General features: G+C 59.4%; 11 protein-coding genes. 8 read left to right on the plus strand and 3 right to left on the minus strand.

Annotated elements, in window-relative coordinates; all coding sequences use genetic code 11:
* The first annotated feature begins 156 nt into the window (after positions 1 to 156).
* Positions 157 to 1248, plus strand: a complete 1092-nt coding sequence (locus BOSE62_RS08410; protein ID WP_159644232.1) for a serine hydrolase — start codon at positions 157 to 159, stop codon at positions 1246 to 1248.
* Between the two features lie 3 nt (positions 1249 to 1251).
* Here the strand turns inward: BOSE62_RS08410 and BOSE62_RS08415 are convergent, their stop codons facing one another.
* Both BOSE62_RS08415 and BOSE62_RS08420 read right to left on the minus strand, forming a co-directional pair.
* Complete coding sequence (locus BOSE62_RS08415; RefSeq protein WP_159644235.1) at positions 1252 to 1446, minus strand: hypothetical protein; 195 nt, start codon at positions 1444 to 1446, stop codon at positions 1252 to 1254.
* Positions 1447 to 1535: 89 nt separating this feature from the next.
* The gene (locus tag BOSE62_RS08420; RefSeq protein ID WP_159644248.1) at positions 1536 to 1871 is read right to left on the minus strand and encodes a hypothetical protein; all 336 of its coding nucleotides are present in this window, start codon (positions 1869 to 1871) and stop codon (positions 1536 to 1538) included.
* Between the two features lie 234 nt (positions 1872 to 2105).
* Between BOSE62_RS08420 and BOSE62_RS08425 the strand changes: the two genes are divergently transcribed.
* From BOSE62_RS08425 to BOSE62_RS08445, 5 genes are all read left to right on the plus strand, one after another.
* Positions 2106 to 3125 (plus strand): ArsR/SmtB family transcription factor, encoded by a 1020-nt coding sequence (locus tag BOSE62_RS08425; RefSeq protein ID WP_159644258.1) that lies wholly within the window; start codon positions 2106 to 2108, stop codon positions 3123 to 3125.
* Positions 3122 to 4078, plus strand: coding sequence for a methylenetetrahydrofolate reductase (gene metF / locus BOSE62_RS08430; RefSeq protein WP_159644271.1), 957 nt, complete (start codon positions 3122 to 3124; stop codon positions 4076 to 4078). Before BOSE62_RS08425 ends, metF begins: the two co-directional genes overlap by 4 nt.
* The gene (locus BOSE62_RS08435; RefSeq protein WP_159644276.1) at positions 4075 to 5124 is read left to right on the plus strand and encodes a homocysteine S-methyltransferase family protein; all 1050 of its coding nucleotides are present in this window, start codon (positions 4075 to 4077) and stop codon (positions 5122 to 5124) included. Before metF ends, BOSE62_RS08435 begins: the two co-directional genes overlap by 4 nt.
* A gap of 104 nt (positions 5125 to 5228) precedes the next feature.
* Entirely contained in the window at positions 5229 to 7844 is a 2616-nt protein-coding gene (gene metH / locus BOSE62_RS08440) for a methionine synthase (RefSeq protein WP_159644279.1), read from the plus strand.
* 132 nt (positions 7845 to 7976) lie between these two features.
* Positions 7977 to 8921 carry a right-handed parallel beta-helix repeat-containing protein gene (locus BOSE62_RS08445; protein WP_159644281.1) on the plus strand — a complete coding sequence of 315 codons (945 nt, stop codon included), beginning with the start codon at positions 7977 to 7979 and terminating at the stop codon, positions 8919 to 8921.
* 13 nt (positions 8922 to 8934) lie between these two features.
* On the opposite strand, the gene BOSE62_RS08450 is transcribed toward BOSE62_RS08445, so the two are convergent.
* The gene (locus tag BOSE62_RS08450) at positions 8935 to 10608 is read right to left on the minus strand and encodes an alkaline phosphatase family protein (RefSeq protein WP_159644283.1); all 1674 of its coding nucleotides are present in this window, start codon (positions 10606 to 10608) and stop codon (positions 8935 to 8937) included.
* 84 nt (positions 10609 to 10692) lie between these two features.
* On the opposite strand from BOSE62_RS08450, the gene BOSE62_RS08455 reads away from it, so the two are divergent.
* Positions 10693 to 12780, plus strand: coding sequence for a protein-disulfide reductase DsbD family protein (locus tag BOSE62_RS08455; protein WP_236553939.1), 2088 nt, complete (start codon positions 10693 to 10695; stop codon positions 12778 to 12780).
* 42 nt (positions 12781 to 12822) lie between these two features.
* Complete coding sequence (locus BOSE62_RS08460) at positions 12823 to 13437, plus strand: redoxin domain-containing protein (RefSeq protein ID WP_159644296.1); 615 nt, start codon at positions 12823 to 12825, stop codon at positions 13435 to 13437.
* Positions 13438 to 13524: the final 87 nt, after the last annotated feature.

A 13524-nucleotide genomic window follows, 5' to 3' on the forward strand; every position in this document is an offset into this window, starting at 1 on the left:
ATTTCCTGCCAGATCCGGTGATTTCACGTACCAGCCGGAGCAATCCGTCGCAGCAGAAGAATCGTTCACCGCAATCGGCAGTTTTGTCTCTGTTCAGACGGGAGCGCGTAGTTAGAAGGATCTATGAACATTCCAGCAGCAGATGATCGACCGCTCATGAGACCTTTCCGTCAAATATTGACCTTGATGCTGACCGTCACTCTGGCCGCCTGCGTGTCTGCCCCCAATCGGTCCGCGACCAGACCCGCCACGGCTCCCGCCCCCACCTACCAGAACCCCGCACCTTCGGCTCCGCCCGTCTCCAATACCGCACGCAAACGTCCCAACCCGGCGCTGGTGCAGGAAATCGAACAGCTCTGGCGAACCTTTCCGGGAAAGACCGGGATTGCCATCAAGCGGATCGATGGCGAGTGGGAATTCGGCCACCGGATCGACGAATATTTTCCGCAGCAAAGCGTGTCCAAACTCTGGGTGGCCATGACCATGCTCGACAAGATCGATCAGGGCCGCGCTTCGCTGTCCGACCCGATCCGCATCGGCAAGGAAGACCTGACTCTGTTTCATCAACCGATGGCGGTTGAGGTGGAACGGGAAGGCGCCGTGGTGAAATCCGTCTACACGCTGCTGGAAAAAGCATTGGCCAGCAGCGACAATACCGCCAACGATGCCCTGTTGCGTCACGCCGGCGGCCCCGAAGCCGTCCGCAAGTTCATCGACAAGAACAATCTGGGAAAGATCCGCTTCGGTCCCGGAGAGCGATTGTTGCAGGCGGGCATTGCCGGAATGGAATGGAAGCAGGATCTGTCCTATCGCCGGTCATTCTATGCCGCCCGCGCGAAAGTGCCGGTTGAACGCCGGCGGCAATCGCTGGACGCCTATCTCGCCGATCCGGTTGACGGCGCCAGTCCGCGGGCGATTGTACACGCGCTCGACAAGCTGGCCCGCGGCGAATTGCTCTCCGCCAATTCAACCAAATTGCTGCAATCGATATTGAAGCGCACCCGCAGCGGGCCGAACCGGCTTAAGGCCGGCGTACCCGCGGGCTGGGAATTCCTGCACAAGACTGGTACCGGCCAGGTTCTTGGTGCGGTGGCGACCGGCTATAATGATATCGGCATCATGACCGCACCCGATGGCACGCGCTATGCAGTGGTGGTGATGCTGGGCGACACGACCGCTTCTATTCCCGAACGCATGCGCATGATGCAGGCGGTGACCCGGGCGGTGGGCCGCTATCATCCGGGCTGACGCCTATTCGCTTTGAACGTCCCCGGATGGCATATCGTCCATCAAATCCGGTGGCAAGTTGCGCTCGTCCAGCATTTTTGCCGCTTCATCCAGCGCTTCGGCCTCGCCAACGGTCACCCCGCCTGGTCCCGGATCATTCTGCGCCGGGCCGCAGGCCGTCAGTCCCGCTAATATTATGATGTTGACCACGGTTCTCATGACATCTCCATAAGCCCTGTCCCGGCCGGACCAAAGACAAAAAAAAGGGCCGTCCGGAGACAGCCCTTTTCCGATAAATTCTGAAAAGCTTATTCTACTGCTTTTTTCGCAGCGTCAGCAGCTTTGTCGACTGCGCTTTTCGCAGCGTCCTTGGCAGCTTCACCAGCGGCTTCGGCAGCTTCGCCAGCGGCTACAGCAGCTTCGCCAGCGGCATCGGCAGCTTCAGCGGTTGCTTCGGCAGTCGCTTCGCCCATGGCGTCGGCAGTGCCTTCAGCAGCATCCATGGCATCAGCAGCAGCTTCTTCAGCCGTTGCTTCCGTGCCTTCTGCCGCTTCTTCCACACCGGTTTCCGCATTGTCTGCGCCGGAGCAAGCGGCCAGGCCAAGTGCAGCGGCGAGTACGATTGATGTTGTAACTTTTTTCATTGGGATAACCCTCTATTTTAGTCCTCAAAAACCAAGCCGGCGGGGAGTTTTTTTCGCTCCTCAGGCCTGCGGGCCTATCTTTAGCGATATGGCCGAATGAACGCAATGACCAACCTGATTCGGCCCATTCTGACTTGTAAAATCTCCTAGAGCCAGCGCCGGAAAGAAAAAGCCAGCCGCAGAAGATCAAGCCGATTGACCAGATATAAAGATTTCTTTATATAGTGCTGCAACATGGACGATATCTTGAATATATTCAGGGCGCTGGCCGACCCGACGCGATTGCGAATCATGCTGTTGCTGCAAAAGATGGAACTGGCCGTCGGCGAACTGGCGCAGATTCTGAACCAGAGTCAGCCTCGTATTTCGCGCCATATCAGGATATTGGATGAGGCTGGCCTGGCCGAACGGCGGAAAGAAGGGAGCTGGGTGTTCCTCAAACCGGGCACGGCGTCGGAGCTTGAAATCCTGGGCCGGATTTTCCGGTCGCAAGCAGTAGCGCAATCCGAACAGGCATTGCAGGACCAGGCCCAGCTGTCACTGGTTCGCAAGGCACGCGCAGAAATGGCCGAGCGCTATTTCGCTGCCCACGCCGACGAATGGGACGCTATCCGTTCGCTCCATCTGCCGGAGGAGGAAGTCGAACGGGCGATGCTCGCCCTGCTCCGCGATGCACCACTCGGCAAAATGCTCGACATCGGAACCGGGACCGGCCGGATGGTCGAACTGTTCGGTGCTGCGGCGCAATCGGTCATCGCAATCGACAACAGTCCGGAAATGCTTCGGCTGGCACGGGCCAAATTGCTCGAAAGCGAAGCCGGCGGCGGAGCAGAGCTGATACAGAAGACAGAACTGAAGCAAGGCGATTTCAACCATCTTCCGCTGGAAGATGCGGCGGTTGACAGCGTCATCCTTCACCAGGTTCTGCACTATGCGCAACATCCCGAAGCGGTTCTGGACGAAGTATCGCGGGTGCTCAATCCCGATGGTCTCGTCCTGATCGCCGACTTTGCCGCCCATGACCGGGAAGATTTGCGCACCGAACATGCCCACGCAAGACTTGGTTTCAGCGATGACAGCATGAAGCACTGGCTCAAAACGTCACAGCTGCAGCTGGTACAGAGCAAGACCCTGGATGGCGGTGAGCTGACAGTCAAAATTTGGGTCGCCAGAAAGAACGCCGTCCCCAGCCTCCACCCCGATTCGCGGGGATCACACCTCCCGAACAAAAATTTGAAAAGAGCATCAGCATGAGCAACCCCGCACGGCCACTGGCCCTCAGCGAACTGGAAGAAGCCAAGCGGGCGCTGGATGCTCCTCTTTTTGCCGGATTGAGCGGCGACGCCGATGTCTCCTTCGAATTTTTCCCGCCAAAATCAGAGAAGATGGAGAAAACCTTGTGGGACAGCGTGGTGACGCTCGAGCCACTCACCCCGCGCTTTGTTTCCGTCACCTACGGCGCAGGAGGCACCACCCGGGAACGCACCCATGCAACGGTAGCCCGCATCGCCAGGGAAACCGATATTCCGGCTGCTGCGCATCTGACCTGTGTGGGTGCCAGCAAGGACGAAATAGCGGATGTTGCACGCTCCTATTGGGAGGCAGGCGTCCGGCATATTGTCGCCCTGCGCGGCGATCCCCCGGCGGAAGGCACGGCTTTTGAACCGCATCCCCATGGCTATGCCAGCGCGGCAGATCTGGTCAAGGGATTGAAGGATATTGCACCCTTTGAAATCTCGGTGGCGGCCTATCCGGAAACCCATCCCGAGGCCGATTGTCCGCAAAGCGACCTTGATAATCTGAAGCGCAAGCTGGACGCGGGCGCCAGCCGGGCAATCACACAATTCTTCTTCACCGCCGAAGCCTTTTTCCGGTTTCGCGATGCCGCGGCCGCGGCCGGGATCGATGCCGAGCTGGTACCGGGCATTTTGCCGGTGTCGAACGTCGCCCAGACACGCAAATTTGCCGGCATGTGCGGCGCGGAAATTCCGGGCTGGATGAACGATCTGTTCGAAGGCCTCGACGACCATCCCGCGGCAAGACAGCTGATCGCGGCCACCGTGGCGGCAGAATTGTGCCGCAAACTTTATGCCGGCGGCGTTCGCCAGTTCCATTTCTATACGCTCAACCGGGCCGAACTCAGCTACGCGATATGCCATTTGCTGGGCAAGCGCCCCGCTGGCGCACAACAGGAGAAAGCGGCATGACCAGCGCGCGCGAACGATTGCAGAAACTGGCTGGCGAACGAATTCTGGTGTTCGACGGTGGCTATGGCACCGCGATCCAGAATTATGGCCTCGGCGAACGCGACTATCGCGGCACGCTGGAACTGGCCGATGACCAGAAGGGCAATAATGATCTGCTCAGCCTGACCCGGCCGGACATCATTGAAGCCATTCATACATCCTATCTCGAATCCGGCGCCGACATCATCGAGACCAATACGTTCAGCTCGACCGAGATCAGCCAGGCCGATTATGGCTGCGAACATCTGGTCCGCGACCTGAACGTCAAATCAGCCGAAATCGCGCGCGCGGCTTGTGACAAGGCCGAAGCCAAGGATGGCCGCCCGCGCTTTGTGGCCGGATCCATCGGGCCGACCAACAAGACGCTTTCCCTGTCGCCCGACGTCAACGATCCGGGTTTCCGCGAAATCGACTATGACTATCTGAAAGGCGTCTACCGGGCGCAGTGCGACGCGCTGATCGAAGGCGGCGTTGATTTTCTGCTGATCGAGACGATCTTTGACACGCTCAACGCCAAATGCGCCGGCATGGCGGCAATGGAAGCGGCCGAAGCGAGCGGACGGGATATTCCGCTGATGATCTCGATGACCCTGACCGACCTGTCCGGCCGTAATCTGTCGGGTCATACCGTCGAGGCTTTCTGGCACGCGGTCCGGCATCTCAAACCGCTGACCATCGGGCTCAACTGTTCCTTCGGTGCCGACCAGCTCCGTCCGCACCTCGCCATGCTGGCGAAGGAGGCGGATACGCTTATCATGGCCTATCCCAATGCCGGCCTGCCCAACGAACTCGGCGAATATGACGAATTGCCGGACGAAACCGCCGAGCTGATCGAGAACTGGTTCAACGACGGACTGGTCAATATTGTCGGCGGTTGCTGTGGCACGACGCCGGAGCATATTGCCGCTATTGCAAAGGTTGTTGACGGTCACGAGCCACGCAAGATACCGGCCATTCCAGTGCACACGCGTCTGTCCGGCCTGGAGCCATTCAATATGGCCGCCTGAAGAAACACTATTGCGGTTCGTTTCGAAGAAAAATTCGGAACGGACCGCAGAAGCATAACTGCCTTTCGTCTGCGCGCGAGGCCAACGGATACCATCACAATATCATGACACAGCCCTCTTCTACCAATTTCGTCAATGTCGGCGAACGCACCAATGTCACCGGATCGGCGCGCTTCAAAAAGCTGATTCTCAATGACGATTATGAAGCCGCGGTCGAAGTCGCCCGCCAGCAGGTCGAGAATGGTGCGCAGGTGATCGATATCAATATGGACGAGGGCCTGCTCGACGCGCATCACGCGATGACCACCTTTCTCAAGCTGATCTCCGCCGAACCCGATATCGCGCGGGTGCCGGTGATGATCGACAGCAGCAAATGGTCGGTGATCGAGGCAGGCCTGAAATGTGTCTCCGGCAAGCCGATCGTCAACAGCATCTCGATGAAGGAAGGCGAGGAAGAATTTCTCAGCCACGCGCGCAAATGCATGGCCTATGGTGCCGCCGTCGTGGTCATGGCCTTTGATGAGACGGGTCAGGCCGATACCAAGGATCGCAAGGTCGAGATTTGCGAACGCGCCTACCAGCTGCTCACCGGCATCGGCTTTCCGCCGGAAGATATTATCTTTGATCCCAATGTATTCGCGATCGCGACCGGGATTGACGAGCATCGCCGCTACGGCATCGATTTTATCGAGGCGACCCGCGAGATCAAGAAACGCTGCCCGCATGTGCATATCTCCGGCGGCCTGTCCAACCTCTCGTTCAGCTTCCGCGGCAACGAACCGGTACGCAAGGCCATGCACAGCGTCTTCCTCTACCACGCCATCCCTGCCGGCATGGACATGGCGATCGTCAACGCCGGCCAGCTGGATATTTACGACGACATCGACCCGGAACTGCGCGAGCTGTGCGAAGATGTCATATTCGACCGCCGCGAGGATGCCACCGACCGGCTGATCACGCTCGCCGAAAAATTCCGCGGCACGGACGAGGTGGCGGAGAAAGCGGCGGCAGAATGGCGCGGCTATGAAGTGCACAAGCGGCTCGAACATGCGCTGGTCAAGGGTATCGACGCCCATATCATCGAGGATACCGAGGAAATGCGGCTCGCCGTCAAGGCGCGCGAAGGCCGGCCGATCGAGGTGATCGAAGGCCCACTGATGGACGGCATGAATGTCGTCGGCGACCTGTTCGGCTCGGGCAAGATGTTCCTGCCGCAGGTGGTGAAATCCGCGCGCGTGATGAAGAAGGCCGTTGCCCATCTCTTCCCTTATATCGAAGCCGAGAAGGACGAGAATGCCAAGGGCAAGGGCAAGATCATCATGGCCACGGTCAAGGGCGATGTGCACGATATCGGCAAGAATATCGTCGGCGTCGTGCTGCAATGTAACGGCTTTGAAGTCATCGATCTCGGCGTAATGGTGGCCTGGACCGACATATTGAAGGCCGCGAATGAAAATGATGCCGATATTATCGGGCTGTCGGGCCTGATCACGCCATCGCTCGATGAGATGGTGACCGTCGCCGAGGAAATGGAGCGGGCAAAAATGACCATGCCGCTGCTGATCGGCGGCGCGACCACGTCAAAAACCCATACTGCGCTGCGCATCGAGCCCGCCTATAGCGGACCGACGGTCTATGTTCTGGATGCCAGCCGTGCGGTCGGCGTCGCGTCGCAACTGGTCAGCGATACGCAGGCAGACGGCTTTATCGCCAGGACACGGGAAGATTATGAGCAGGTCCGTGTCGCGCGGGCTGGCAAGACCGGCAAGAAGCTGGCGACGCTCGAGGAAGCCCGTGCCAATGCCGCCCAGATCGATATGGATCTCAAGCCCGTGGCACCGGCGAAGCCGGGATTGCATGTCTATGAGGACTGGGATCTTGCCGAGCTGCGCGACTATATCGACTGGACGCCCTTCTTCCGCGCCTGGGAACTGGCCGGCAACTATCCCGCCATTCTGACCGACGAAATCGTCGGCGAGAGCGCCAGCGACCTGTTCCGCGATGCGCAGGCGATGCTCGACCAGATTATCGCGGAGAAATGGCTGACGGCCAAAGGTGTGGCCGGCCTCTGGCGCGCCCGGCGCGACGGTGACGATATTCGCGTCTCTCCGGACAATGCGGAATATGGCTTGCCGATGCTGCGCCAGCAGGTGATCAAGCGCGGCGGCAAGCCAAACAATTGCCTCGCTGATTTCATCGATACCGAGGATGACTGGATCGGCGGCTTTGCCGTCACCGCCGGCCACGGCATTGAAGAACATGTCCAGCGTTTCGAGATGGACAAGGACGACTATAACAGCATCCTGCTAAAGGCGCTGGCCGACCGGCTGGCCGAGGCCTTTGCCGAGCGTATGCACGAACATGTCCGCAAGGACCTTTGGGGCTATGCGGCGGACGAACATTTGAACAACAAGCAGCTGATCCAGGAAAAATATCAGGGCATTCGCCCCGCCCCCGGCTATCCGGCCTGCCCGGACCACAGTCTGAAACCGATCCTGTTCGAGATGCTTGATGCCACCGCGCATACGGGAATCGAACTGACCAGCGGCTTTGCGATGACACCGACCGCTGCCGTGTCGGGATTCTATTTTGGCCATCCACAGGCGGATTATTTCGGTGTGGCGCGAATCAGCGAGGACCAGGTAGAGGATTATGCGGCACGGCGCGGCGTCAGCCTCGACCAGGCGCGGCAATGGTTGCGGCCCAATTTGAACGAATAGTCCATCCGGCAATCCCGTTAACCTCTGTCGCTCAGCCTGAATTCATCTGGGACAATATAAGCATAGATGTTGTTTGATATTGCCGCAGGCGATATTGAAACTGCCCAATTCCCTCTATTCAGGACAGCCGAAATGAAGCTCAAGACACGTTTGATCGCCACCGTTATATTGGCTTCACTGGCCGGTACGGCTGCACAGGGCCAGCGTGTCGGGGCGTTCAAGGTGATGGAAACCGGCCAGAGCTACCAGCGTCTGGCCGATGCGGTGGCTGCCATTGGTGGAAATAATGCCACTATTGTCATCGCTCCCGGTGCCTATGGCGATTGTGCGGTGCAGACAGCCGGCCGCATCACCTACAAGGCATCGGTTCCCGGCCAGACCATATTGGATGGCGGCGTCTGCGAAGGCAAAGCGAGTCTCGTCCTGCGGGGCAAGGCGGCGACGATCGACGGCATCATTTTCCAGAACCAGCGGGTGCCTGACGGCAATGGTGCGGGCATCCGGATCGAGCGCGGCGACCTTTATGTCTATAATGCCCTGTTCCGCAATGCCGAACAGGGCATATTGAGCGCCAATGACCCGAGCGCGGAAATTGTCATCGACCGGTCAACCTTTCAGCGGCTCGGACGCTGCGATCGGGGCCTGTCCTGCGCGCACAGCATCTATATCGGTAATTTCGGATCGCTGAAGGTGACCAACAGCCGCTTCGAAAAGGGCAGCGGTGGCCATTATGTCAAAAGCCGCGCCCCGCGGGCGACGATCACCAACAACAGCTTTGATGACACGCAGGGTCGCACCACCAACTATATGATCGATCTTCCGGCCGGCGCCACCGGCGTAATCAGCGGCAATGTCTTCGTACAGGGCCAGAACAAGGAAAACTGGAGCGCTTTCATCTCCATCGCCGCGGAAGACCGCGACCATAGTTCGGAAGGTCTCAACATCCATTCCAACAGCGCTTCGCTCGCCAAGGGCGTGAACCGGAACACCTGGTTTGTTGCCGACTGGAGCGGCGACCAGCTTCGCATTGCCAATAACAGTCTCGGACGCGGCCTGACCCGCTACCAGCGGCGCTAGAAAGCCCCTCGCCTCACTCGCAGCTGTTTAGCGGACCGCCGTCAATATCGAGACATTGTCCGTCGTTTTCCTCCGCCGGGATGTCCACGCCGACGAGCGCGCCCAGCGTCGGTGCAATATCGACCGTCATCACCGACAAGGGCTGTTCGAAATGCCGGATGCCCTCGCGCCAGAACAGGATCGGAACGCGACGGTCATAGTCCCATGGGCTGCCATGGGTTGCTACATATCCCCGCGCGGTAGTGGCGATCGGCGTCACCGCCTTTTTGAGCAGAACGACAAAATCGCCGGACCGGTCGGGATGAAAAGAGGCGCGGGCACGCTGCGGCAAGGTCCATTCTTCGGGAGCGCTGCGCGGCACCTCAATCGCCGCAATCTCGTCATGTTCCAGCACCATCTCCACCTGCGTGTGGGCGGCGATCAGCGCTACCGCGCTATCCTTGACCTTTTTCCGCATATCCGCGGAAAGCTCTGTGCTGACATAATAGTCGCCGAATGGGCCATCGGCGTAGAGCACAGGCTGGTCAGCCGGAAGGCCCAAAACTTCTGCGACCTTCCGGCCGATCGTCTTGGCGTTCAGATCAGGGTCGACCCGCTGCGCTGTCGCTACGCCCTGCAGGCTCATCCGTTCCGGCAGGTCGAGCCCGCCATGATCGGCGGTCAACATCACGACATAGTCAATATCCGCTCCGTCCAGCAGATCAAAAAACTGCCCGAGAGAACGATCCAGTTCACTCATCTGGATGCACATCTCTAGCCCTTCGGTGCCAAAGCCGTGGCCGATATAATCGGTAGCGGACAGTCCGACAGACAGGATATCGGTGGCGTCGCCCTGCCCCAGCTCGAGTTCCTTGATCAGGACCGTTGCCGCGTCGAGCACCGACTTGTCGAAGTCCGGAGACCCGCGATAAACGCTCGCGGCGCCTTCGGGGCGCTGAAAGGCATAATCGCCAACCGACTTGCCTTCGCCATGTGCAATACGGGCATTGCGCGCCGCGCAATGGGCCGGCACCGCAAAAGCTGGCCGCGCCTTGTCGATAGTCGAAGCAATCGACTTGTTGAGGGCGGCAATAGCCGGCAGGGTCTTGCGACCCTGAAGCGTGGAAAAGCCCTTTCCTTTCCACCAGTATATTTCGTCGACATCATGTCCGCCCATCATCAGCGCCGCGCGGTCCTTGCCCGACACCGCAACATTGCGCGAATCCGGCGAGACTTTCTTGAGCCGGTCGCCCAGCGTCGGCACCAGAAGATGCCAGACTGAAGCGATATAATCACCCTGCGCGGCAGCGGTAATGTCACCGAAGCTGGACCCGTCGATGCGCTCGTCCTCGGCGCAATAGACAGTTTTGTCCTCGCGCTCGATCGACAGATCGATCCAGTTGTTGGCAATGATCCCCGCCCGCCCGGAATGGACACCGGTCATAATCGTTGCATGGCCCGGACAGGTCTCCGTCGCAGCGTGCGACTGATAGCCGGACGGGAACACCACACCCTGCGCCAGACGGGCCAGACCGCCGGTAAAGCTGCTGCGATACTCGCTAAAAAGATCGGCGGAAAACTGGTCCACCGATATCGCGACCACAAGATCCGGCTGGGCAGATTCCCTTTGGCCGGAATCTTCCGCATGAGCGGTTCCGGAAAATGTGATAAGCGCGGCAACAGCTGTAACTAGAATCGATTTTTGCACGAATGGTCCTCACGGGTAATTGTCGCTATAGAAAGCAACGGTCCAATAGCCTAAATGCCATTAAACAGGAAATAGTGAGTTTTTATGACATCTGATTTGCGTCTGTTTTCGATCATGGTGGCGTTTGCCGCGCTGTTTTTTGCGCCGGTAGCCGAAGCACAGAACCGGCTGGGCAGTACGGAGCTGAATGTAGCCGCCACACTGCTAGCGGAATCCGAGCAGGTGAAGGCCGGGGAAAGCGTGACACTCGCCTTTGTCATGGAGCCGAAACCGACCTGGCACGGCTATTGGGAAAATCCCGGCGATGCCGGTATCGGCATGAGCTTTGACTGGACTTTGCCCCCGGGCGTGACGGCCGGAGAGGCCCAGTTCCAGGTACCCGACAGGCTGCTGATCGCCGGTATCATGAACTATATCTACAAGGGCGATTATGCGGTCCTGGTCAATCTGACCCTGTCCGGTGAAGTCCGCCCGGGCCCCCTCCCGATTGCGGTAAAATCCGAATGGCTGTCCTGCACCGACGAGATTTGCGTGCCAGAACAGGACGAACTGTCGATCACCCTGCAGGTTGTCGGCGAGGATACATCGATCTCGCGAAACACGGCGTTTGACGCGTTCCGCGCGGCCCTGCCTCGTCCTCTGGGCAGTGAAGCCAGCTTTGCTGTCGACGCAGACCTGTTCCGCCTGTCTATCCCGCTGCCCGCGAACGTCGCGATCGACCAGCCCTATTTCTTCATTCTGGAAGATGGCATTATCGACTATGCCGCGCCGCAGACATTCAATCGTGACGGCGACCGCCTGATCCTCGAAACCGGCGCGCGCGGCGATGGCTATGACACAATCAGCGGCATATTGAAGATTGGCGATCATGACGGTTTTCTGATCACTGCCACCAAGGGCGAGGTCGAAATGACCGGCCTCCCCCTGTCCGGCGACAGCGCAAAGGACGAGGGCGGTGGCTCGCTGCTGTTCTTGGCACTGGGCGGCGCCATTCTGGGCGGGCTTTTGCTCAACCTGATGCCCTGCGTCTTCCCGATTCTCAGCCTGAAAGCAATCAGCCTGGCCAAGGCCGGCGGCAGTGAAACGGTCGTCCGGCGCGATGCGCTTGCCTATACCGCCGGTGTTGTTCTCGTCGCCACGGCGCTCGGCGCGGCCCTACTCGGCTTGCGCGCCAGCGGTGCGGCGGTCGGCTGGGCATTTCAGCTGCAGGACCCACGGATCATCTTCATCCTGCTGGCCCTGGTCACCGCCATCGGCTTCAATCTGGCCGGGCTGTTCGAGCTGCCCAATATCAACTTCGGCAACAAGCTGACCCAGAAAGACGGCGCCGCCGGATCGTTCTGGACCGGCGCACTGGCCGCCTTTGTCGCCACACCCTGTACCGGGCCGTTCATGGCCGCGGCCCTCGGGGCGACTATCATTTTGCCGCCGATCGCGGCGCTGGTGATTTTTGCAGGACTGGGCGTCGGCCTCGCTTTGCCCTTCCTGCTTATCGCCTTCGTGCCGGCAATCCGCAACCGCCTGCCAAAACCGGGGCCCTGGCTGGACGGCTTTCGCAAAGTCATGGCGATCCCGATGTTTCTCACCGGCATCGGTCTGATCTGGCTGCTCGGTCGCCAGATCGGAACCGATGCGCTGGGTCTGTCGCTGGTCTTCCTGCTGGTTGTCGGTCTTATCCTCTGGTGGTTCGGCGGCGGACAGGTCAAAGGCATCTCGCGCGGTGCGCTGGCTAGCGCGACAATGATCGCCGTTCTGGCCGGCGGTATCATCAGCCTGCCCGGCGAAGAGGCGATGGAAAGCCGGAAACTGACCGCGGCTTCCGGCGCCACCCTGCCCAGTGAACCCTTTAGCGAAACACGACTGGCCGAACTGCGCGAATCCGGCCAGCCGGTCTTTGCCTATTTCACCGCCGACTGGTGCATCACCTGCAAGGCCAACGAGGCCGCTGCCATCCAGCGCAGCGAGACCGCGGACGCGTTCAAAGCCGCCGAAGTTGCCGTATTGATGGGTGACTGGACCCGCCCCGATCCGGTGATCAGCAGATTTCTGGAAAAACACGGGCGGGCGGGCGTTCCCCTGTATCTATATTATGCGCCTGGTGAAGAACCGGTCATTCTGCCGCAGATTCTCACGGTATCGACATTGACGGAATTGGTCGGTGAACCGGTATAAGGCGAACTCCCCTTTTCTTTCCCCAATGAATGGAGTCTGACAATGCGAAATTTTTCATCCCTAGCAGCCGCAAGTGTCGCAGCGATCGCGCTGGCCAGCCCGCTGGCCGCTGCCCAGAGAAACGGTGCCGTCGCTCAGGATTTCAAACTCACCGACGTCAACGGACAGACGGTTCAACTGTCACAGTTCCGCGGCAAGACCGTGGTTCTGGAATGGCACAATCCCGGCTGCCCCTTTGTAGCCAAACATTATAATAGCGGCAATATGCAGGCGACCCAGAAAGCCGCCAGACAGCAGGGCGCGGTCTGGCTGACGATCAATAGCGGTGCGAAAGGCAAACAGGGTCATATGACCGGTGCCGAGGCGAAGGCGCTGATCGCCGAGCAAAAAATCATGGCGACCAATTATCTGTTCGACCCACGGGGCGTGGTCGGCAAGGCATATGCCGCCAAAACCACCCCGCATATGTATATTATCAATGACAAGGGCATTCTGGTCTACCAGGGCGGGATCGATGACAAGCCAACGGCAAATGTTGCCGATATCAAAACGGCCCGCAATCATGTGCTGGCGGCGCTGAAGGAAATCAAATCCGGCGACAAGGTCAGTGTCGCCCAGGCGCGGCCGTACGGCTGCTCGGTCAAATATGCATCCTGACAGACCGGATAATGCAGGGCCGGCACGCAAACTTTACGCGCGCACCAGCCCTGCGCCCCAGGATCCGGGGATAGGACGACCGCCTCA

The organism is Sphingorhabdus sp. 109, from assembly GCF_902506555.1.
Lineage (GTDB): Bacteria > Pseudomonadota > Alphaproteobacteria > Sphingomonadales > Sphingomonadaceae > Parasphingorhabdus.

What these genes read in the sequence shown, in the direction of transcription:
- BOSE62_RS08410 (WP_159644232.1), top strand. Translation starts at nt 157, where the DNA reads ATGAGACCTTTCCGTCAAATATTGACCTTGATGCTGACCGTCACTCTG.
- BOSE62_RS08415 (WP_159644235.1), bottom strand. Translation starts at nt 1,446, where the DNA reads ATGAGAACCGTGGTCAACATCATAATATTAGCGGGACTGACGGCCTGC.
- BOSE62_RS08420 (WP_159644248.1), bottom strand. Translation starts at nt 1,871, where the DNA reads ATGAAAAAAGTTACAACATCAATCGTACTCGCCGCTGCACTTGGCCTG.
- BOSE62_RS08425 (WP_159644258.1), top strand. Translation starts at nt 2,106, where the DNA reads ATGGACGATATCTTGAATATATTCAGGGCGCTGGCCGACCCGACGCGA.
- metF (WP_159644271.1), top strand. Translation starts at nt 3,122, where the DNA reads ATGAGCAACCCCGCACGGCCACTGGCCCTCAGCGAACTGGAAGAAGCC.
- BOSE62_RS08435 (WP_159644276.1), top strand. Translation starts at nt 4,075, where the DNA reads ATGACCAGCGCGCGCGAACGATTGCAGAAACTGGCTGGCGAACGAATT.
- metH (WP_159644279.1), top strand. Translation starts at nt 5,229, where the DNA reads ATGACACAGCCCTCTTCTACCAATTTCGTCAATGTCGGCGAACGCACC.
- BOSE62_RS08445 (WP_159644281.1), top strand. Translation starts at nt 7,977, where the DNA reads ATGAAGCTCAAGACACGTTTGATCGCCACCGTTATATTGGCTTCACTG.
- BOSE62_RS08455 (WP_236553939.1), top strand. Translation starts at nt 10,693, where the DNA reads ATGACATCTGATTTGCGTCTGTTTTCGATCATGGTGGCGTTTGCCGCG.
- BOSE62_RS08460 (WP_159644296.1), top strand. Translation starts at nt 12,823, where the DNA reads ATGCGAAATTTTTCATCCCTAGCAGCCGCAAGTGTCGCAGCGATCGCG.